Raw genomic sequence first — 19,127 nt, 5'->3', positions numbered from 1 at the left:
CATGCGCACGGTCTTTTGGGCTGCCATCGCCGCCTTCGTCGTTGATCAACTCAGCAAATACCTGGTCATTCACGTGATGGAATTGTCGCGCATCCGGTCTATCGACGTTTTGCCGCCGGTACTGAATTTCCGCTACGGAGAGAACAGGGGCATCAACTTCGGACTGTTTGGAGATGGATCAGAGGCCAGTCGCTGGGTCCTGATCGTGCTGGCGGTGGCGATTTGCATTGCCGTTGCCGTTTGGGTGCGTCGTCAAGCTCTCGGCACTTTGGCAAGAGTTGGTGCAGGCATCCTGATCGGCGGTGCCCTTGCGAATGTGCTGGATCGGCTTCTTTACGGGTATGTTCTGGACTTTCTGAACATGTCCTGTTGCGGCATCGACAATCCGTTTGTGTTCAACCTCGCGGATGTCTTCATTTTTGGGGGTGCAATCGCACTGGTGTTTCTGACACCCGACGGAAAAGCGCCCGTCAAAAAAGGCCAGTGACATTGCCCGTTCGCTTGGCGTATCAACAAACTGACCGCGAGGAGACCTGACATGCGCCGGATTTTGGCCCTCATACTGATTACTGCAACGCTCAGCGCCTGTGCAAACAAGGGCCTGCGGGATCTGCGGTCCAATTCGCGCGGGCCGGATGAATTCATCATTGAACCGAAGGCGGCGCTGGAAACTCCGGACGATCTGACTGCGCTGCCCGTGCCGACGCCGGGACAGGCCAATCGAACCGACAACAATCCGCTGGATGATGCCGTGATCGCCCTGGGCGGTAAACCCGCGCAGTCAGCTGGCATTCCCGCATCCGACGGCGCATTGGTGACCGCAGCCAGCCGTTTCGGCGTTTCCCCGAACATCCGCCAGGATCTGGCGGACGCGGACGCGGATTTCCGCCGCCGTCAGGCGCGCTTTACCCAGTTCCGGTTGTTCCCGGAAGATCGCTATAATCAGGCGTACCGACGTGAAATACTCGATGCGGAAGTGGTTGCAAGCCGGTGGCGCCGCGCCGGGGCACGAACACCGAGCTATCCGCCGCTCAATTGAGCCATCCCGGAGCGCCCGCGCTCACTTTCGTGACAGGACGCCTTGAACCTGTGCCGTGGGGATGTACCTCATGGGGCGACAGCACGTGATTGATCACATAAAGGACGTCTCATGATCAGACTGACTGCGCTTGCAGCTTTTTTCTCATTGCTCCCCGGATTTCTGGCCGCGGATAACGAGGCCGTCACTGCATTCGAGCTCGACAACGGGATGCAGGTCATCGTGGTGGAGGATCACCGCGCACCGGTGGTGCAGCACATGGTCTGGTACCGGGCGGGCAGCGCGGATGAACCCAAGGGGTCATCCGGCGTGGCGCATTTTCTGGAACACCTGCTTTTCAAGGCCACCGATAAACTGGAAGCCGGGGAGTTGTCAGCGACGGTGGCGCGTAACGGCGGGCGCGACAACGCATTCACATCCTATGATTATACTGCCTACTTCCAGCGCGTGGCGGCCGATCGGCTGGAGTTGATGATGAGCATGGAATCGGACCGGATGCGCAACATCCGCCTGACCGAGGACAACATCCGCACCGAGCGGGACGTGATCATAGAAGAACGCAACCAGCGCACGGAAAACAACCCCAGCGCGCTCTTTGGCGAACAGATGAGCGCTGCCCAGTATCTCAATCACCGCTACGGCGTGCCGATCATCGGCTGGATGCACGAAATGCGCACGCTGGATATGCAGGATGCGCTGAGCTTTTACGAAACCTACTATGCTCCGAACAATGCGATCCTTGTGGTTTCCGGCGATGTGACGCCAGAAGATGTACGCAGGCTGGCGGAAAAATACTACGGGGTGATTCCGGCCAATCCCGACCTGCCCGAACGCATCCGGACAAAGGAGCCTCCGCAGACGGCGGAGCGCCGATTGATTTTTCGCGATGCGCGTGTCGCCCAGCCCTATGTCAGGCGCTCCTATCTCGCACCTGAGCGCGACCCGGGAGATCAGAAAGCCGCCGCGGCGCTGACGATCCTGGCGGAAATACTTGGCGGCGGTACCACCTCTTACCTGGCCAATGCCCTGCAATTCGATGAACCGATCGCGACTTACTCGGGTGCGTTTTACCGGGGTGTCTCGCTGGATGACACAACCTTCACCATCCTTGCGGTACCGCGATCAGGCATCAGCCTGCAGGAAGCCGAAGACGCGATGGACGCAGCACTCGTGGACTTCCTTGTCGACGGCGTCGATGCCGAGCAGCTTGAGCGCATCAAACTGCAAATCCGGGCGGATCAGATTTATGCCCGCGATGACGTTGACCGCATCGCTAACAGATACGGGCAGGCGCTGGCATCCGGGCTGACGGTAGAGGACGTGCAGGCATGGCCGGACGTACTGGAGGCAGTAACCGCAGAGGATATCGTTCAGGTTGCGCGCGATGTTTTTGACATACGCGCCTCCGTAACCGGCTGGTTGATGCGTGAGGAGGTGACCCAGTGATCCGTTTTGCTTTGTCGATGATGATGGTCCTTGCCATCGCGGTGCCCGCGCATGCGGAAGTCAAGATCCAGGAAGTCACCTCGGACAGCGGCCTGACCGCGTGGCTGGTGGAGGATCATTCCATCCCGTTCGTTGCGCTCGAAATCCGGTTTCGCGGCGGTGCATCGCTGGATGCCCCGGGCAAACGTGGCGCGATCAACCTGATGACGGCATTGCTGGAAGAAGGTGCCGGCGACATGAACGCCCGCGCCTTTGCGCGCGCCGGCGAAGCGCTGGCCACGTCGTTCGGGTTTGATGTAGGAGACGACTCCCTATCGGTGTCCGCGCGCTTTCTGACCGAAAATAAGGATGCCTCCGTTGCGCTGCTGCGCGCGGCTTTGGTGATGCCTCGGTTCGATGACGAGGCGATTGAACGGGTGCGGGGTCAGGTTCTGGCAAACATCAGCGCCGAGGCCAAGGACCCCAATGACATCGCCAGCCGGACGTTTGACCAGATCGCTTTTGGAGACCATCCATATGCCAGTTCGCCGAGCGGCACCGAACAATCGGTTTCTGCGCTGACACGCGACGATCTGGTCGCGGCCCATCGGGCGGTGATGGCGCGGGATCGAATTTATATTGGCGCTGTTGGTGACATCACGCCGGAAGAACTGACGGCTCTCGTGGATGACCTTCTTGATGCCCTGCCCGCAGAGGGCGCGCCAATGCCACCCGCAGCGGAGGTCACCATCCCCGGAGGCATCACCGTCGTGCCTTTCGACACGCCGCAATCCGTCGCCTTGTTCGGGCATTCCGGCATGGCGCAGGAGGATCCGGATTTCTTTACCGCCAGCGTGCTGAACCAGGTGCTGGGCGGAGGATCGTTCGAAAGCCGCCTGATGGAAGAAGTCCGGGAGAAGCGCGGGCTTACCTATGGCGTGTATTCTTATCTCGTGCCGAAGGACCTGGCGGCGATCTACCTTGGATCGGTGAGTTCGGCCAATGACCGGATCGCCGAGGCCATCGAGGTCATTCGTGCGGAATGGGCAAAAGCCGCGGCAGAAGGGGTTACCCAAGCCGAGCTGGATGATGCGAAAACCTATATGACCGGTGCGTATCCCCTGCGATTTGACGGGAACGGGCCGATTGCCCGGATCATGGTGGGAATGCAGATGCTGGGGTTGCCGACAGATTATATCGCCACCCGAAACGAGCGTGTGGAAGCAGTGACGCTGGGAGATGTAAGGCGCGTGGCGGCCGAACTGCTGGATCCCGAGGGGTTGCATTTCGTTGTGGTGGGGCAACCGGCGGGGCTGCAAAGCACACCGGCCAACTAGACCCGGCTGCAATCAGATTGAGGCGCTGACGCGCCACGCGATGTCCTCGGCCCGATCGGGCCGAGTGCTAGCGCGTATGTCGGGCGTCACTCCCCGTAGGGCACCCATATGTTCTTGACCTCTGTCGCCGCAGCGAGGAACTCCTTGCCTTGCCCCGCGCTGCCCATCCAGTCACGGGCCATACCGTGATTGACCCATGTGCGTTTCAGGTTGGTTGCGCTGGCTTTTTCGATCACGCCGCTCAGATCCCTGCTGCCGAACGACCAGACGGCGTCAATATCCATATGGGCCGCCATATGGGGCACCACATCGGTGTGAGGACCGGTGAGGACATTGACGACACCGGCGGGAACATCTGACGTCTCCAGCACCTGAACGAAATCGGTGGCCGCGCGCGGGAAGGGTTCAGACGCGCACAAAATGACCCGGTTGCCCATTGCCATCGCGGGGGCCATGCAGGAGATCATCCCGAGTAACGGCGCCTCGTTCGGACAGACAGCGCCGATGACGCCAACCGGCTCCTTCATCGCGAGCGCCACACCGCGTATCGGCACACCGTGCACCTGTCCGTCGTATTTGTCCGCCCATGCGGCGTAGGTGAAGAGGCGTCGGACCGCCGCGTCCACCTCCTTGTGACCCTGCCTGCCGCCTTGCATGGTATCCAAGCGGTGCGAAAACTCAGCGGCCCGCGTCGAAAGGTTTTCCGCCATGTAATAGAGAATTTGCGCCCGCAGATGCCCCGTGGTTCGGGACCAGCCTTGCGCGGCCTGCGCGGCTTCGACCGCGTTGCGCAGGTCCTTGCGGTTGGCAAGCGATGCGTGCCCCAGCAGCGCGCCTGATTTCCCCCAGACCGGTGCAGAGTAGCCGCCATCCGGTCGTGCCTGTTTGCCACCGATGTAGAGCTTTGCCGTGCGGTCTATGGGGTCGGCGGGTGTCCCATCCCCGGTGTACGCGGAAACCTCCTTGAGTGGTTTCGAAGTGCCCTTGGGCCGGGTGTAACCCGACAGACCTTCCCATCCGCCTTCGCGTCCGAACCCGCTTTCGCGTATGCCACCGAAACCTGCGGCCGCATCCATCAGGTTGGTCCCGTTGATCCAGACAATGCCGCTGGCCAGCTTGGGCGCGATGTCGAGTGCGAGATTGATGTTCTCGCTCCAGACCGTGGCAGCCAGGCCGTAACGGGTGTTGTTGGCCAGCGCGACCGCGTCGGCAGGCGTCCGGAAGGTGGTGGACACGAGGACCGGTCCGAAGATTTCCTCCTGCATCAGCCTGTCCGCCGGGTTGAGGCCGGTAATGAGCGTGGGGGGATAGAAACTGCCCTCAACCGGCAAAGCGGCGGCGGCTACATGCGTCTGGCCTGCCGTGTTCGACGCGACCAGATCGGTGATTGTCTTGAGCTGGACCGGATCGACGATAGCGCCGACATCAATGCTCTTGTCCAAGGGGTCGCCGACACGCAGTTTATCCATCCGTGCGCGCAATTTGGCATGGAAGGCCTCGGCCACCGGTTCGTGCACCAGCAGACGTGAGCCGGCGCAGCAAACCTGCCCCTGATTGAACCAGATGGCATCGACCAGACCTTCAACCGCCGAATCGAGGTCGGCATCGTCGAATACGATGTAGGGAGACTTGCCACCCAGCTCCAGTGTCAGCGACTTGCCGCTGCCCGCCGTGGCTTCGCGGATACGCCGGCCTACGGCAGTGGAGCCGGTGAAGGCGATCTTGTCGACATCGGCGGCCACGATCATCTCGCCAACCGAACCATCGCCGGTGACGATGTTCACGACGCCTTTGGGCAGCCCGGCCTGACGGCAGACATCGGCGAAAAGCAGGGCCGTGAGGGATGTGTATTCTGCCGGTTTCAGGACAACGGTATTGCCCATGGCCAATGCCGGTGCAATTTTCCACGCCAGCATGAGCAACGGGAAATTCCAGGGGATAACCTGTCCGCACACCCCGAGCGCTTCCCGGTCTGGCAACTCATCTTCCATCAGCTGCGCCATGCCAGCGTGAAAGTAGAAGTGCCGCTGTGCCAGGGGGATGTCGATGTCGCGGCTTTCGCGGATCGGTTTGCCATTGTCGAGCGATTCCAATACCGCGAACAGGCGGCTGTGCTTTTGTAGCAGACGCGCAAGGGCGTACAGGTATCGCGCTCTACCATGACCGCCGAGGCCCTCCCACTTGGGGTGGGCGCGCCGGGCGGCTTTCACCGCGGCATCGACGTCCGCCTGCGTGGCCTGGGTAAGCGTGGCGAGCACTTCGCCGTTTGCGGGGTTGCGAGACTCGAACCCGCCGCCCGGTTCGGTGAAAGCGCCGTCGATGAAATGGCCAAACCGATCCCCCTGATCGACCAGCCACGCCAGTGCGTCTGCCGCACTTTCCGGTGCAACGCCGTAATCCATCGTTTCAAAGATCTCGGAAATAGTCATAACCGCGGCCCTTTCAAATCAAGTCAGCTGGTTGGGTGACGGTAGCTGGCGGAGTAGGCGCCGGTCACGTGATGTTCGAGTTGACGCTCGATGTCGTTCAGCAGCGACGAGGCGCCGAACCGGAAGAGATCAGGCTGCAGCCATCTGTCGCCAAGCTCCTCCTTGATGAGGGCCAGATAGGTGATGGCATCCTTGGCCTTGGAAATGCCGCCGGCGGGCTTGTATCCAACGCGATACCCCGTGCGCACATAGTAGTCCCGGATAGCGCGGATCATCACCAAAGAGACCGGCAGGGTGGCATTTACGCTCTCCTTGCCCGTGGAAGTCTTGATGAAATCAGCGCCAGCCATCATGCAGATCACCGACGCGCGCGCCACATTGCGCAGCGATCCCAGTTCGCCGGTCGCAAGGATCGCCTTTACATGCGCGTCGCCACAGGCTGCCCGGAACGCGCGCATCTCGTCATAGAGGGCCTGCCAATTGCCGGACAGAACGTGCCGCCGCGAAATCACGATATCGATCTCGGCGGCACCCGCCTTGACGCTTTCCTCGATCTCGGCGATGCGCAAATGGAACGGTGACAGGCCTGCGGGAAAGCCGGTGCTGACTGCGGCCACGGGGATGCCGGAGCCCTCAAGCGCCCGAACCGCGGCCGGGATCATATCGTGATAGACACACACGGCCCCGGTCGTGATCGGCCCCATGCCCAGAGCGTCCAGCAAGGATTGCGCCACCGGCTGTCGCGCCTTGGCGCAGAGCCGCGCGACACGGTCCTCGGTATCGTCGCCGGACAAGGTGGTGAGGTCGATGCAGGTGACCGCACGCAAAAGCCACGCCGCCTGATGCTGCTTTTTAACCGACCGTCGCGCAGGCAGGCTGGCGGCCCGCCGCTCAATCGCCGAGGTGTTCGCCTGAAGACTGCGCACCCAGTTCATATCAAGCGCCATGCCGGGATTTCGAGGCTCGGTGACCTGTGGCAACTGGTGACCGGCTGTCGTGTTGGCGGTTTGCGGTTTTTGGCTGAGCATCTCGGGCTTCCTCGTCGAGCATCTGCGCAAATTCGCATGGCGTGCGCCTGATGGCAAGCAAGAGAGCGTCACGTCAGCAACGCGATTCAGGCAGGTCGTAGTGCGCACGACAGGTGTCTGGCCGTCACGTTCGAACTGACACTCGCGCCAGGTTTTCAAGGTCGGACATCGGTGCTGACCACCCCAGATACGGTTTGCAACACGCTCCGCTCCGGTATTCAATGGCCGGATGAGCGCAGGAGACGGTTTGTGAAACGCTACCCAAGGGATTTTTCAGGCTATGGAGCCACCCCACCCGATGCACAATGGCCCGGCAACGCCCGGATCGCGGTGCAGTTTGTCCTCAACTACGAGGAAGGGGGCGAAAACTGTCTGTTGCATGGCGATGCCGCATCGGAGGCGTTCCTGTCGGAAATCGTCGGAGCACAGCCATGGCCCGGTCAGCGTCACTGGAACATGGAATCCATTTACGACTACGGCGCCCGGGCAGGTTTCTGGCGCCTGCACAGGTTGTTTACCGGTGCTGGTGTGCCGGTGACGGTCTACGGGGTTGCAACTGCGATGGCGCGCGCGCCCGAGCAGGTGGCGGCGATGCAGTCTGCCGGGTGGGAAATCGCCAGCCACGGGCTGAAATGGATCGATTACAAGGACTTCAGCGAAGCCGATGAAGCGGCGGACATGATGGAGGCGATCCGCCTGCACGGGGAGGTGACAGGTGAAAGCCCACGTGGCTGGTACACCGGTCGTTGTTCTGAAAATACCGTCAATCTTGCTGCGAAAACCGGCCAGTTCGAATACATCTCGGATACCTACGACGATGACCTGCCCTATTGGATCAGGGCCGGGCGCCGCGACCAGCTGATCATTCCCTACACGCTGGACTGCAACGACATGCGGTTTGCCACGGCGCAGGGGTTCAACTCCGGCGATCAGTTCTTCGCCTACCTGCGCGACAGTTTCGACGTGCTTTACGCCGAGGGCGCTGCCGGGGCCGCCAAAATGATGTCCGTCGGATTGCACTGCCGTCTGGCCGGGCGACCCGGCCGGGCACAGGCGGTCAGACGCTTCATCGAGTATATTCAGGTGTTCGAGGGCGTGTGGTGCGCGCGCCGCATCGACATCGCGGAACACTGGCGCAGAACACATCCCCCCACCAGACCAACCCGCCCATCACAAATGAAAAAGGCCGATTTCATATCGGCTTTCGGCGGAGTTTTCGAACATTCGGAATGGATCGCCGAACGGGCATTTGATCTGGAGCTTGGACCTGCGCATGACACGCCGGTTGGTATGCATTCAGCGCTTTCCCGCATTTTCCGCGCCGCGACCGTTGAAGAGCGCAAAGGCGTCTTGCGTGCGCATCCTGATCTGGCCGGGAAACTGGCCGCGGCAAAACGGCTGACGGACGACAGTACCCAAGAACAGGCAAGTGCCGGGCATGATGCGCTCACGGATGCGGAACGCACGGCGTTTCAACAGCTCAACACGGCCTATGTGGAAAAGCACGGCTTTCCCTTCATAATCGCGGCCAGGGACCATGACAAAGCCGGTATCCTGCGCGCCTTCGGGCGGCGGCTGGACAACGAGACCGATACAGAATTTGATGAAGCCTGCCGTCAGGTCGAACGGATCGCGGCGCTTCGGTTGGAGGCCCTATTGTGAGCTATGCATTCCCGCCCGGCGGTTTGCCGGATCAGTCTATCAACCCGGAGGGCACAGCGATCTTTACCGACTGCTACGCCGTGCTTCCGGCGGTAACGCAGCGCGATATCGTCACGAGCTTTCTTCCCGGCTGGCACAAGACACGCGCGTGGATACTGGCACGTCCCCTTAGTGGCTTTGCGGAGACATTCGCGCAATATGCGCTGGAACTGGCACCCGGTGGCGGCTCGGACACGCCCGAACCCGATGCGAAAGCTCAAGCCATCCTCTTTGTGGCGCGCGGTCAGGCGGATCTGGTCATCAACGGCGCGAAACACAGCTTGTCTGCGGGCAGCTACGCCTACATCCCGCCCGGAGACCGATGGACGCTCTGGAACACCGGTGACACACCTTTTCAGGCGCATTGGGTGCGCAAATCGTATGAGCCCGCCGTCGGTGTCGTGGTGCCGGCGGCGTTTGTGACATCAGATGCCGAGGTCGCGCCAACGCCCATGCCCGACTGCGATGGGGTCTGGGCGACCACACGGTTTGCGGACCCAGCGGACCTCGCGCATGACTGCCATGTGAACATCGTGACGTTCCAGCCGGGCGGGCGCATTCCCTTTGCGGAAACCCATGTCATGGAGCATGGTCTTTATGTGCTGCAGGGGACAGCGGAGTATCTTCTGAACAAGGACTGGGTCAGCGTCGGCCCCGGCGACTTCATGTGGCTGCGCGCGTTTTGTCCGCAAGCCTGTATTGCAACCGGGTCGGAGCCGTTCCGTTACCTGCTTTACAAGGACGTGAACCGTCATGTGCGCCTGTGAGCATTGATATTCATTGCGAATTCCTTACGGCGGAGCGCTTTGCGCCGTTCGGGGATGTCCTGGAATGCGCGGGCGCGCCGGACAGGATAATCAACGCCGGCCTGTGCGACAGGTACCATGATCGCGCCATGCTGGATTTCGGGAAAGACGGTCGCGCGGGCATCAGCCTGTTTAATGCAGAGCCTCGGAGCATGCCCTATGTCCTTGATCTGATGGAGCGGCACCCGGAAGGCAGTCAGGCCTTTGTGCCGATGACGGAAAACCCGTTTCTGGTAATCGTTGCAGCGGATGAAGACGATCGCCCCGGCAAACCACGCGCCTTTCTTACGAAACCACATCAGGGGGTCAATTTCCACAAAGGGATCTGGCACGGCGTGCTGACACCGCTGGCGTCGCCCGGATTGTTTGCAGTCATTGACCGAATTGGCGACACACCAAATCTGCAGGAGGTTTTGCTTGATCCGCCATACCGGGTGCTTCCATAGTTTGGCTCACTGAGGACAACGGAACAATCCGGCAGCACGGGGACACAAAATGACCGATCAATCCATTGGCACGGCAGAGCAACTGCGCGATCCGAACTACACACCGGCTCTGGGGAAGGCGATCCCGTTGGGCATCCAGCATGTGCTTGCCATGTTTGTGTCCAACGTGACACCTGCGATCATCATTGCCGGCGCGGCCGGGTTCGGCTTTGGCTCGAACTCTCCCGATTTCCCGGAACTGCTGTACCTCATTCAGATGTCGATGCTTTTTGCCGGTGTTGCGACGTTGCTGCAAACCGTCACCGTGGGGCCGGTGGGGGCGGCTTTGCCGATTGTTCAGGGGACGTCCTTTGCCTTCATCCCGATCATGATACCGCTGGTTGCCGGGCGCGGAGTGGACGCGCTTGCAGCCCTTTTTGGCGGTGTGCTGATCGGCGGGCTGTTTCACGCCGTTCTGGGCTTCTTCATCGGCCGAATCCGCTTTGCCCTGCCGCCCTTGGTGACCGGACTGGTGGTCACGATGATCGGGCTGGCACTGGTCAAGGTCGGTATCCAATATGCAGCCGGGGGCGTACCGGCAATTGGCACACCGGAATACGGCAGCCTGTTGAACTGGTCAGCGGCACTGGTGGTGATTTTCGTCACCTTGGGTCTGAAGTTTTTCAGCAAGGGCATGCTGTCGGTTTCCGCTGTCCTGATCGGCCTGATCGTCGGGTATTTTTACGCCCTGATGGTTGGTATGCTGAGCTTCGAAGCGATTGGGTCGTCATGGGCGCGGTCCGCCGCCTTCGCGCTGCCGCAACCCTTCAAATACGGGTTCGAAATCTCCTTCGCCGCAGTGCTGGGTTTCTGCCTGATGGCCTTCATCTCTGCCATTGAAACGGTCGGAGATGTCTCCGGGATCACCAAGGGGGGTGCCGGGCGCGAAGCCACGGACAAGGAGATTTCCGGTGCCACCTACGCGGACGGCCTGGGCTCGGCGATTGCCGGGATATTCGGTGGCTTCCCCAACACGTCCTTCAGCCAGAACGTTGGTCTGATTGCAATGACAGGAGTGATGAGCCGCCACGTGGTGACTTGTGGTGCAATCTTCCTTATTCTGTGCGGTCTTGTACCAAAGGTCGGTGGCCTGATACGCACCATTCCCATCGAGGTTCTGGGTGGCGGCGTCATCGTCATGTTCGGGATGGTTGTCGCGGCAGGCATCTCGATGCTGTCTGACGTTGACTGGAACCGGCGCAATATGGTGATTTTTGCCATTTCGCTGTCCATTGGTCTGGGGCTGCAACTGGAACCGGGTGCGGTACAGCACCTGCCCGACACGCTACGCATTCTCATGACCAGCGGCCTGTTACCCGCGGCCTTCATCGCCATCATTCTGAACCTCGTCCTGCCGGAGGATCTGGCTGATGAGGCGACGGAGGAGGTCTCGGGCGGTATGTCGGGCGCGGCAAAGGGCAGCTTGCCGCACAAGTAGGGACGCATCCATAAATCGGGCGGCGGGCAGGGCAGTCTTGCGCACGCTAATCATCGTGAATCCGGTTTTAGAATCGGCCAGAGGCATGCTAGACTTAGCGGTATGGCTTCTCTGGACCCCAATATAGGCGATACGCGTCCCGTTATTCGGCAACTTGACGAAGGTGCGATCAACCGTATCGCAGCGGGTGAAGTTGTCGAACGCCCGGCCTCTGCCGTGAAGGAACTGGTGGAAAACGCGCTGGATGCGGGCGCGCATCGGATCACAATTGACTACGCCGATGGCGGCAAAACCCTGATCCGGGTTCAGGATGATGGCTGCGGGATGACGGAGGCGGATCTGCCGCTCGCCCTCTCGCGTCACGCCACGTCGAAAATCGACGGCTCTGACCTGCTGGACATTCACACCTTCGGGTTTCGCGGCGAAGCCTTGCCGTCGCTCGGTGCTGTTGGTCGCCTGACACTGGCCAGCCGGGCGCAGGATGCGGCGGGGGTGGAGATTACCGTCACGGGCGGAAAGATGGGCGCGCCAAAGCCTGCCGCCCTGAACACCGGAACCACCGTCACGCTCCGCGATCTGTTCTATGCAACGCCTGCGCGGCTGAAATTTCTGCGCACCGACCGGGCAGAGGCGCAGGCGATCGGGGACGTCATCAAGCGGCTGGCCATGGCCGAACCCTTCGTCCGGTTCGTTTTGCGCGACGTATCGGGCGGCGGGGACGGCCGTGAGGTTTTTCGCGCGGATGCTGAACAGGGTGATTTGTTCGACGCTTTGCATGGCCGCCTGTCACGGGTACTGGGACGGGAGTTTGCCGAGAATGCGCTGCCAATCGATGCAGAGCGCGAAGGGTTGCACCTGACAGGCTTTGCGGCTTTGCCAACATATTCGCGTGGATCAGCGGTCGCGCAGTATCTTTTCGTCAATGGCAGACCGGTGCGAGACAAACTGCTTGTCGGTGCCCTGCGCGGGGCGTATTTCGATTTTCTGAGCCGCGACAGGCACCCGGCCGCCGCGCTATTTATCGACTGTGATCCGACCCTTGTGGACGTGAACGTGCATCCCGCGAAGTCCGAGGTGCGTTTCCGCGACCCGGGTCTGGCACGCGGTCTGATCGTGTCGGCCCTGCGGCATGCCTTGGCGGATGCAGGGCATCGCGCATCGACAACAGTGGCCGGCGCAACTTTGGGTGCGATGAGGCCGGAACCAACAGGCGCGCGCATCTACCAGATGGAGTCACGCCCGGCGCGCCCGGCTGCGCCGGTTTTCCAGGAAACCGCCCCCGTTTGGGGCAGGGTAGAGGTACCTGAGGCACCTCAGGAGGCGACCACCGATGAGGATTACCCCTTGGGCACCGCACGGGGGCAGGTGCATGAAAACTACATCATCGCCCAGACCGCGACGGGCATGGTGATTGTCGATCAGCATGCCGCGCACGAAAGACTGGTCTACGAGAAGCTGAAACGCCAGATGGCTGAGAAAGGCGTTGCCTCCCAGGCCTTGCTGATCCCGGAAATCATTGAACTTTCAACAGGTGATTGCGCCCGATTGATGGACATCGCTCCCGAGCTTGAGAAATTTGGTTTAGGCATTGAACCATTTGGTGGAGGGGCCATCGCGGTGCGGGAAACGCCAGCAATTCTCGGGTCAGTGGATGCGCGCGCCATGGTGCTCGACATACTTGACGAACTGGCCGATCAGAACAGCAGCAACACGGTGCAAGCGCGGATCGAGGCGATCCTGAGTCGCGTGGCCTGTCATGGCTCGATCCGCTCCGGTCGGCGGATGAGGGCGGACGAAATGAACGCGTTGCTGCGCGAAATGGAGGCGACACCCCATTCGGGACAATGCAATCACGGGCGCCCCACCTATGTTGAACTGAAACTGAGCGATATCGAACGGCTCTTTGGGCGCACATGATTGAAATTGCAGGAAATACCTACGTGCTGAGCGATCCGGCCGTGATGGTCTCGCTGGTTGCTGCCGGCGTCGTATCGTTGATTTTACTGCTGCTGGTCGTGGCGGTACGCGCCGCCGGACGCAGCGCGCGCATGACCGCGCCGCTGGCACAGCAGATCAACGCCCTGGGCCAGCATGTCCAGCAATTGGGCGCGGGTCAGGAACAATTGCGGGGCGGGTTGCAGACGGTCTCCGATACGCAGGCAAATGCGCAAACACAGGTGATCCAGACGGTTGAGGCCCGCCTGGCCACCGTGCAGCAGCAGATGCAGGATCGCCTGTCCGACAACGCGCTGAGATCCGCGCGATCCCTGTCCGAAATGCAGGAGCGGATGAAGGAAGCACTGCACGGGTCCTCCAAACAGACAACCACCTCGCTGACGCAGTTGCAGGAGCGGCTTGCGGCCATCGACAAGGCACAGGACAATATTACCAAGCTGTCAGGCGATGTGTTGTCGCTTCAGGATATCCTCAGCAATAAACAGACCCGGGGGGCCTTCGGCGAGATACAGCTGCGCGATATCGTATCCAAGGCGCTGCCGAAAGACAGCTTCGTGCTGCAACACACGCTGAGTAACGGTAAACGCGCTGATTGCCTGGTTCACTTGCCAAACCCACCGGGGCCGATCGTCATCGACAGCAAGTTCCCACTGGAAGCTTACGAAGCGCTGCGCGCGGCCGATACGGACTGGGAGCTTAAAGAGGCCGTCGCCAAGCTGAAGGTGGCTGTCACCAAGCACATCAACGACATCTCGGACAAATACATCATTGACGGCGAAACCGCTGACGGCGCCCTGATGTTTCTGCCCTCGGAAGCTGTCTACGCCGAGCTTCACGCGAATTTCCCGGATCTTGTGCGCAAGGGGTTTGATGCACGCGTCTGGATCGTGTCCCCGACCACCTGCATGGCGACGCTCAACACGATGCGCGCGATCCTGAAGGACGCGCGGATGCGCGAACAGGCCGGGGCCATTCGTTCAGAGCTGTCGAAGCTTGTTGCAGACGTGGACCGGCTGGGAACGCGGGTCGGCAATCTGGACCGGCATTTTTCGCAGGCGTCCAAGGACATCGAGGAAATCAAGATCAGTTCCGACAAGGCGGGCAAGCGGGCGCACCGGCTGGATAATTTTGACTTTGAAGAGCTCTCTCCGGATGAGGCCGCAAACGTGGTACCGTTGGCAAAACCCGACAACTAGGTCGAACAGGTGGCCATGATACCGCGCAATTCCGCAAGCCCGCGCATCCGCCCGATCAACGGGTAGCCGGGCATGCTGTCGCTGTCGCGGTCGCTCAACAGTTCCTGACCGTGATCGGGACGCATGGGAATCTGCCAGTCAGCTCGGCCTTCTGTCCGGCGTCTGTCCTGCTCCGCCATCAAGGCACGCACAGTTGCCACCATATCAGTGTCGCCCTCCAGATGCGCGGCCTCGAAGAAGTCGGGCCGGGCAGGGTCATGGCTGTCCAGTCTTTTGGTGTTGCGCAGGTGTGCGAAATGAATGCGCGCGCCCAGCCTGCGCACGAATTCCGGGGCATCGAAGGCGGCATTAACGCCTAGTGACCCCGTGCAGAGCGTCGCGCCATTGGCCGCCATATCGACAGCTGCCAACGCCCGTGCGTAATCCGCGGTCGAGGACATCACACGGGGCAGACCAAGCAGGCCAAAGGGCGGATCGTCGGGATGGCAACACAGCCGTAGCCCCAGTGACTGCGCGACCGGGGCGACTTCGGACAGGAAATCGAACAGATGCGCCCTGAGTTTTTCCGGCCCGATGGCATTATAGGTGGACAGACGCGCGGAGACATCCTCCAGCGTCCAGGTGTCGTTGGCGCCGGGCAATCCGGCGATGATTGTCTGTTTCAGGGTCAGCCGCTCCGCATCGGAGAGAGATCGGAAACGGCGCTCGGCCGCGGCCCTCAGCGCGGGCGAATAGTCTTCGGGCGCGCCCGGACGTTTCAGGATAAGCAGATCGAATACAGAGAAATCCAGCAAGCTGAACAGCATCGCCTTGCCGCCATGAGGTTGGCGTGCGCGCAATGTGGTGCGGGTCCAGTCGAGGATGGGCATGAAATTGTAGCAAACTGTCTTGATGCCGCATTTTGCCAGGGCGCGCAGGCTGGATTTATAGGTCTCCAGATGGTCGTTCGCATCGGTGCTTTGCGTTTTTATGGCCTCTGACACCGGCAGGCTCTCCACAACATCCCACGTAAAACCGGCGGAGTGCAGCAGGTTCTGCCGCTGTCTGATTTCTTTTTCTGACCAGGCGATGCCGGGCGCCAGGTGATGCAGCGCCGTCACGATCCCCGTCACGCCGACCTGATGCAGATCGCCGAGGGCAATCTTGTCGTTTGGACCAAACCAGCGCCAGCATTGCTTCATGAATGCCATCCTCCGTACAGCGGATGCGCGGGCGTCAGCGGCAGGCTGACACGCGCGCCCCGCTGCGCCGCATCGTAGATGGCCGTGACCAGTTCGATGGATGCGGCCCCGTCTTCCAGCGATACGGCGCTGTGTTCCTTGCCAGCAAGGGCGGCGGCGACTTCACTCAGGAACCCGGCAAAGCCCGCAGGCTCCGGCGGCATATCCGCCAGTGCGGCGTCGATCCGCTGCTGATTTTCGGCAATACGGGCGGTGAACGCCCATGCCTGCCTGCCGGGCGCATATGGGTCCGTGCCGGAGGTGGCCGTGAGATGCTCGAACACCAGACGGATGCGCGTTTCATCGGTTGCCGCCCCAAGGGTGATGCTGCTGGTGCACAGGGCACCATTTTGCATCTGAAAGCTAAGCGCCGCGCAATCTTCCGTTTCGATGTCATTTACCCGCGTTGCCGTCATTGCGGAAACGGCGGCAACCGGTCCCATGAAATGGGTCATCAGGTCGTGGTTGTGAATGGCATGGCCCAAAACCGCGCCACCTTGCTCCCCGGCCCAGGTTCCGCGCCAGGGCACCGCGTAATAATCCGCCCCGCGTTTCCAGTGAGTCTCGATCGCGCCGACGTGCGGACGCCCGGCCATCCCGGTTGCGATCAATCTGCGCAGCTGCGTGAGGGAAGGGCCCCACCGGTACTGGAACACAGGGAAGACCTGTTTGCCGTTTTGGGCTGCCGCCTGCCTAATCCGGTCGACATCGGCCATCGAGGTCGCAAGCGGCTTTTCACAAATGACATGTTTGCCGGCGGCCAGCGCCCGAACGGTCACGGGGACATGCAGATGAGGCGGCAAACAGACATCCACGAGGTCGATACCGGGATCTTCCAGCACCAGTTGCAGATCCGTCTGCACCGCAAAACTGTCGCCCCCTCGAATGCTCTCGGCGCGCTTGGCGTCCTGATCGACGACAGCCGCAACAGTGAATCGCCCGGGCAGGTCGCGATAGGCGGCGAGATGTTCCCGCCCGATCCCAGCGCCAAGAATGGCAACGCGGGTCACCGCGACGCCCCTTCGGCCATGCGCTGCGCCTTCAATGCCAGTTCCATGACGGTAAAGCAGTGCTGCTGTGTCATCGCCGTCTCCGTGCGGTTGGCCAGATCATGTGCAAACCGTTCAAAGTAAGGCAGACCCGCGCCGCTTGCGTCAATCTTTTCGCACCGGTCCCCGTTCACCAGAACGACGTGATCGGTCCCCGTAGCCCCCCCGACATCCACATATTTCCGGAGCTCGATATACCCTTGCGTGCCCAGAAGCGTGAGACGCCCGTCCCCCCATGTCGGCAATGCGTCAGGCGTGTACCAGTCCACCCGAATGAAACCGGAGGCATTTGTACTGCGCAAAGACAGCTCACCGAAGTCCTGCAACTCCCGGTCGTCGGGGTTGGCGTGGTTGGCCGCGAAGGCGTGCGTGATCTCGGCGTCGGTTGCGCGGGTAAAGTGCAGGAACTGGTCAATCTGGTGCGATGCGATGTCCGTCAGAATGCCGCCGTAGCTTGCGCGCCGGAAAAACCAATCGGGACGGGTTGCGCGGTTCAGCCGGTGCGGTCCCAAACCGACCGTGTGCACGACCCTGCCGATGGCCCCATCCTCGACGAGTTCGGTCGCTCGCGTCACGGCGGGCACTTCAAACCGTTCGGAGAAATTGACGGACCAGATGCGCCGGGTCCGTGCCGCGCAGGCTTTGATATCGTCAAGTTGCGCATGCGTTGTGCAGCCGGGTTTATCGGTCATGACATCCATGCCGTGCTGCATCGCCTGAATGGCGAGTGCCGCCCGGTCCGCCGGAATGGCGGAGATCAAGGCAAGCGATGCACCGCAATCCAGTGCGGCCTCCAGCCTTTCAATGCGCGGGATGTCGGGGAACCGCTTGGTGTAACCTCGCAGTGTTTCGGGCGTACCCTCGGTCCAGTAACCCACGCAGCGCGCGCCGGTCTCAAGCATGTTTTCTGTCATGCCGTAGATGTGTCTGTGATCCAGCCCGAGGGCGACAAAGGAAAGGGTCATGTTGCGTGCGATACCTTTGTACGTTCTCCGGATACGGTCGCCCGTTCCATGGCGTCAATGACGCGGTGCGCTGCAAGGCTGCTGTGACCGTCCGCGATGGGGGGTGCGCCGCTTTTCAGGCAGTTGGCGAAATCTTCGATGATCGTCTGGTGCCACGCATGCGTAAAGGCCATGGGATCAGCGCCGCCGCCGGTGTCGGCCTGCGATCCGATCGTCTCGATACGACCATCCATGAGGGTCACCGTCAGAACGCCCGACGCCAGATGTGCGGACGCCTTGGTGCCTTGCACACTCAGGCTTTCCGCGCCGCCCGGGTAGGCGGCTGTGGTCGCCATCAGCGTGCCGATTGCGCCATTATCCATCTCGAACAGGGCGCCGGCCCAGTCTTCCGCCTCAAGATGATGCAGCGGAGTGCTGCGCATCAGGGCCTGCACATTCAGAACGGGGCCCAGCACCCACAGCGCAAGATCCAGCGTGTGAATGGCCTGGTTGATCATCACGCCACCGCCGTCGCGCGCGTATGTGCCCCGCCCGGGCGCGTCGTAATAGCTTTGCTCGCGCCACCAGGGAACCCTGATATCCACCGTGGCTATCTGACCCAGAACGCCTGCGTCCACCTTTTGTTTCATGGCTTGCGATCCAGCCCGCGCACGGTGTTGGAACACGATCCCCAACGGCACCTGTTGGCTGGCGCAGGTGGCGACGATTTTATTGGCGGCAGCGAGGGTCCTTTCGATGGGTTTTTCCATCAGGATCGGCTTGCCCGCCGCAGCCATCATGTCAACGATTTCATGGCGCGCGTCTGGTGGCGTCGCAAGGATCACGAAGTCGATTTCCGGGCTGTTTGCGATCTCGCGGGCGGTGGTGAAGCGGGCAACCGGGTATCCCAACGCGCCGGACGCCTTGTCGGAAAACATCTGCGCGCGTCCAGGATCGCGCCCGAACACCCCTACCAGATGAAGCCCTTTGTCAGAATGCTGAATTGCGGCCAGATGGGTATCTGCCACCATGCCCAGCCCGATCAGCGCAATCCTCATGTCTCCTCCCAGCTGC

Annotated in this window: 16 protein-coding genes; 10 read left to right on the top strand and 6 right to left on the bottom strand. The window is 61.2% G+C overall.

Translation table 11 applies throughout. The features are described from left to right. Nucleotide 1 precedes the first annotated feature (1 nt). From lspA to KX928_RS01785, 4 genes are all read left to right on the top strand, one after another. Nucleotides 2–487, top strand: coding sequence for a signal peptidase II (lspA, locus tag KX928_RS01800; RefSeq protein ID WP_219498191.1), 486 nt, complete (start codon nt 2–4; stop codon nt 485–487). Between the two features lie 51 nt (nt 488–538). Further along, nucleotides 539–1,039, top strand: coding sequence for a DUF3035 domain-containing protein (locus tag KX928_RS01795; protein WP_219498190.1), 501 nt, complete (start codon nt 539–541; stop codon nt 1,037–1,039). Between the two features lie 111 nt (nt 1,040–1,150). Then, nucleotides 1,151–2,485: a M16 family metallopeptidase gene (locus tag KX928_RS01790; protein ID WP_219498188.1), complete on the top strand. Its 1,335-nt coding sequence runs from the start codon at nt 1,151–1,153 to the stop codon at nt 2,483–2,485. Nucleotides 2,486–2,502: 17 nt separating this feature from the next. Continuing rightward, nucleotides 2,503–3,801: a M16 family metallopeptidase gene (locus KX928_RS01785; RefSeq protein ID WP_257883555.1), complete on the top strand. Its 1,299-nt coding sequence runs from the start codon at nt 2,503–2,505 to the stop codon at nt 3,799–3,801. A gap of 86 nt (nt 3,802–3,887) precedes the next feature. Here the strand turns inward: KX928_RS01785 and KX928_RS01780 are convergent, their stop codons facing one another. Then, nucleotides 3,888–6,230 (bottom strand): aldehyde dehydrogenase family protein, encoded by a 2,343-nt coding sequence (locus tag KX928_RS01780; RefSeq protein ID WP_219498186.1) that lies wholly within the window; start codon nt 6,228–6,230, stop codon nt 3,888–3,890. Between the two features lie 23 nt (nt 6,231–6,253). Next, on the bottom strand, nt 6,254–7,258 hold the full coding sequence (deoC, locus tag KX928_RS01775; RefSeq protein WP_219498184.1) for a deoxyribose-phosphate aldolase: 1,005 nt from the start codon (nt 7,256–7,258) through the stop codon (nt 6,254–6,256). A gap of 249 nt (nt 7,259–7,507) precedes the next feature. Here deoC and puuE point away from each other — a divergent pair, with 249 nt between their 5' ends. The 6 genes from puuE to KX928_RS01745 all read left to right on the top strand — a co-directional run bounded on the left by puuE (nt 7,508) and on the right by KX928_RS01745 (nt 14,840). Continuing rightward, nucleotides 7,508–8,920, top strand: coding sequence for an allantoinase PuuE (gene puuE / locus KX928_RS01770; RefSeq protein ID WP_219498182.1), 1,413 nt, complete (start codon nt 7,508–7,510; stop codon nt 8,918–8,920). Beyond that, nucleotides 8,914–9,726 carry a bifunctional allantoicase/(S)-ureidoglycine aminohydrolase gene (locus KX928_RS01765; RefSeq protein WP_219500050.1) on the top strand — a complete coding sequence of 271 codons (813 nt, stop codon included), beginning with the start codon at nt 8,914–8,916 and terminating at the stop codon, nt 9,724–9,726. Before puuE ends, KX928_RS01765 begins: the two co-directional genes overlap by 7 nt. Further along, nucleotides 9,723–10,211 carry an ureidoglycolate lyase gene (locus tag KX928_RS01760; protein WP_219498180.1) on the top strand — a complete coding sequence of 163 codons (489 nt, stop codon included), beginning with the start codon at nt 9,723–9,725 and terminating at the stop codon, nt 10,209–10,211. Before KX928_RS01765 ends, KX928_RS01760 begins: the two co-directional genes overlap by 4 nt. Before the next feature lie 49 nt (nt 10,212–10,260). Next, nucleotides 10,261–11,688, top strand: a complete 1,428-nt coding sequence (locus KX928_RS01755; protein WP_219498179.1) for a uracil-xanthine permease family protein — start codon at nt 10,261–10,263, stop codon at nt 11,686–11,688. 102 nt (nt 11,689–11,790) lie between these two features. Further along, on the top strand, nt 11,791–13,605 hold the full coding sequence (mutL, locus tag KX928_RS01750; RefSeq protein WP_219498176.1) for a DNA mismatch repair endonuclease MutL: 1,815 nt from the start codon (nt 11,791–11,793) through the stop codon (nt 13,603–13,605). Next, the gene (locus tag KX928_RS01745) at nt 13,602–14,840 is read left to right on the top strand and encodes a DNA recombination protein RmuC (RefSeq protein ID WP_219498174.1); all 1,239 of its coding nucleotides are present in this window, start codon (nt 13,602–13,604) and stop codon (nt 14,838–14,840) included. Before mutL ends, KX928_RS01745 begins: the two co-directional genes overlap by 4 nt. Here the strand turns inward: KX928_RS01745 and uxuA are convergent. Genes uxuA through KX928_RS01725 form a run of 4 tightly spaced genes read right to left on the bottom strand, consistent with a single transcriptional unit; the run spans nt 14,837 to nt 19,111 of the window. Beyond that, complete coding sequence (gene uxuA / locus KX928_RS01740) at nt 14,837–16,021, bottom strand: mannonate dehydratase (RefSeq protein ID WP_219498172.1); 1,185 nt, start codon at nt 16,019–16,021, stop codon at nt 14,837–14,839. The genes KX928_RS01745 and uxuA overlap by 4 nt on opposite strands. Next, complete coding sequence (locus KX928_RS01735) at nt 16,018–17,070, bottom strand: Gfo/Idh/MocA family protein (protein WP_219498170.1); 1,053 nt, start codon at nt 17,068–17,070, stop codon at nt 16,018–16,020. Before KX928_RS01735 ends, uxuA begins: the two co-directional genes overlap by 4 nt. After that, nucleotides 17,067–18,074: a Gfo/Idh/MocA family protein gene (locus KX928_RS01730; RefSeq protein WP_219498168.1), complete on the bottom strand. Its 1,008-nt coding sequence runs from the start codon at nt 18,072–18,074 to the stop codon at nt 17,067–17,069. The genes KX928_RS01735 and KX928_RS01730 overlap by 4 nt, the downstream gene beginning before the upstream one ends. Next, nucleotides 18,071–19,111 (bottom strand): Gfo/Idh/MocA family protein, encoded by a 1,041-nt coding sequence (locus KX928_RS01725; RefSeq protein WP_219498166.1) that lies wholly within the window; start codon nt 19,109–19,111, stop codon nt 18,071–18,073. Before KX928_RS01725 ends, KX928_RS01730 begins: the two co-directional genes overlap by 4 nt. Nucleotides 19,112–19,127 lie beyond the last annotated feature (16 nt).

Source organism: Roseobacter insulae (assembly GCF_019375555.1).
GTDB lineage: Bacteria > Pseudomonadota > Alphaproteobacteria > Rhodobacterales > Rhodobacteraceae > Roseobacter > Roseobacter insulae.
Note: the sequence above shows the minus strand (reverse complement) of the source record. Positions and strands in the feature narration are given on the sequence as shown.

What these genes read in the sequence shown, in the direction of transcription:
- lspA (WP_219498191.1), top strand. Translation starts at nt 2, where the DNA reads ATGCGCACGGTCTTTTGGGCTGCCATCGCCGCCTTCGTCGTTGATCAA.
- KX928_RS01795 (WP_219498190.1), top strand. Translation starts at nt 539, where the DNA reads ATGCGCCGGATTTTGGCCCTCATACTGATTACTGCAACGCTCAGCGCC.
- KX928_RS01790 (WP_219498188.1), top strand. Translation starts at nt 1,151, where the DNA reads ATGATCAGACTGACTGCGCTTGCAGCTTTTTTCTCATTGCTCCCCGGA.
- KX928_RS01785 (WP_257883555.1), top strand. Translation starts at nt 2,503, where the DNA reads ATGATGATGGTCCTTGCCATCGCGGTGCCCGCGCATGCGGAAGTCAAG.
- KX928_RS01780 (WP_219498186.1), bottom strand. Translation starts at nt 6,230, where the DNA reads ATGACTATTTCCGAGATCTTTGAAACGATGGATTACGGCGTTGCACCG.
- deoC (WP_219498184.1), bottom strand. Translation starts at nt 7,258, where the DNA reads ATGCTCAGCCAAAAACCGCAAACCGCCAACACGACAGCCGGTCACCAG.
- KX928_RS01755 (WP_219498179.1), top strand. Translation starts at nt 10,261, where the DNA reads ATGACCGATCAATCCATTGGCACGGCAGAGCAACTGCGCGATCCGAAC.
- mutL (WP_219498176.1), top strand. Translation starts at nt 11,791, where the DNA reads ATGGCTTCTCTGGACCCCAATATAGGCGATACGCGTCCCGTTATTCGG.
- KX928_RS01745 (WP_219498174.1), top strand. Translation starts at nt 13,602, where the DNA reads ATGATTGAAATTGCAGGAAATACCTACGTGCTGAGCGATCCGGCCGTG.
- uxuA (WP_219498172.1), bottom strand. Translation starts at nt 16,021, where the DNA reads ATGAAGCAATGCTGGCGCTGGTTTGGTCCAAACGACAAGATTGCCCTC.
- KX928_RS01730 (WP_219498168.1), bottom strand. Translation starts at nt 18,074, where the DNA reads ATGACCCTTTCCTTTGTCGCCCTCGGGCTGGATCACAGACACATCTAC.
- KX928_RS01725 (WP_219498166.1), bottom strand. Translation starts at nt 19,111, where the DNA reads ATGAGGATTGCGCTGATCGGGCTGGGCATGGTGGCAGATACCCATCTG.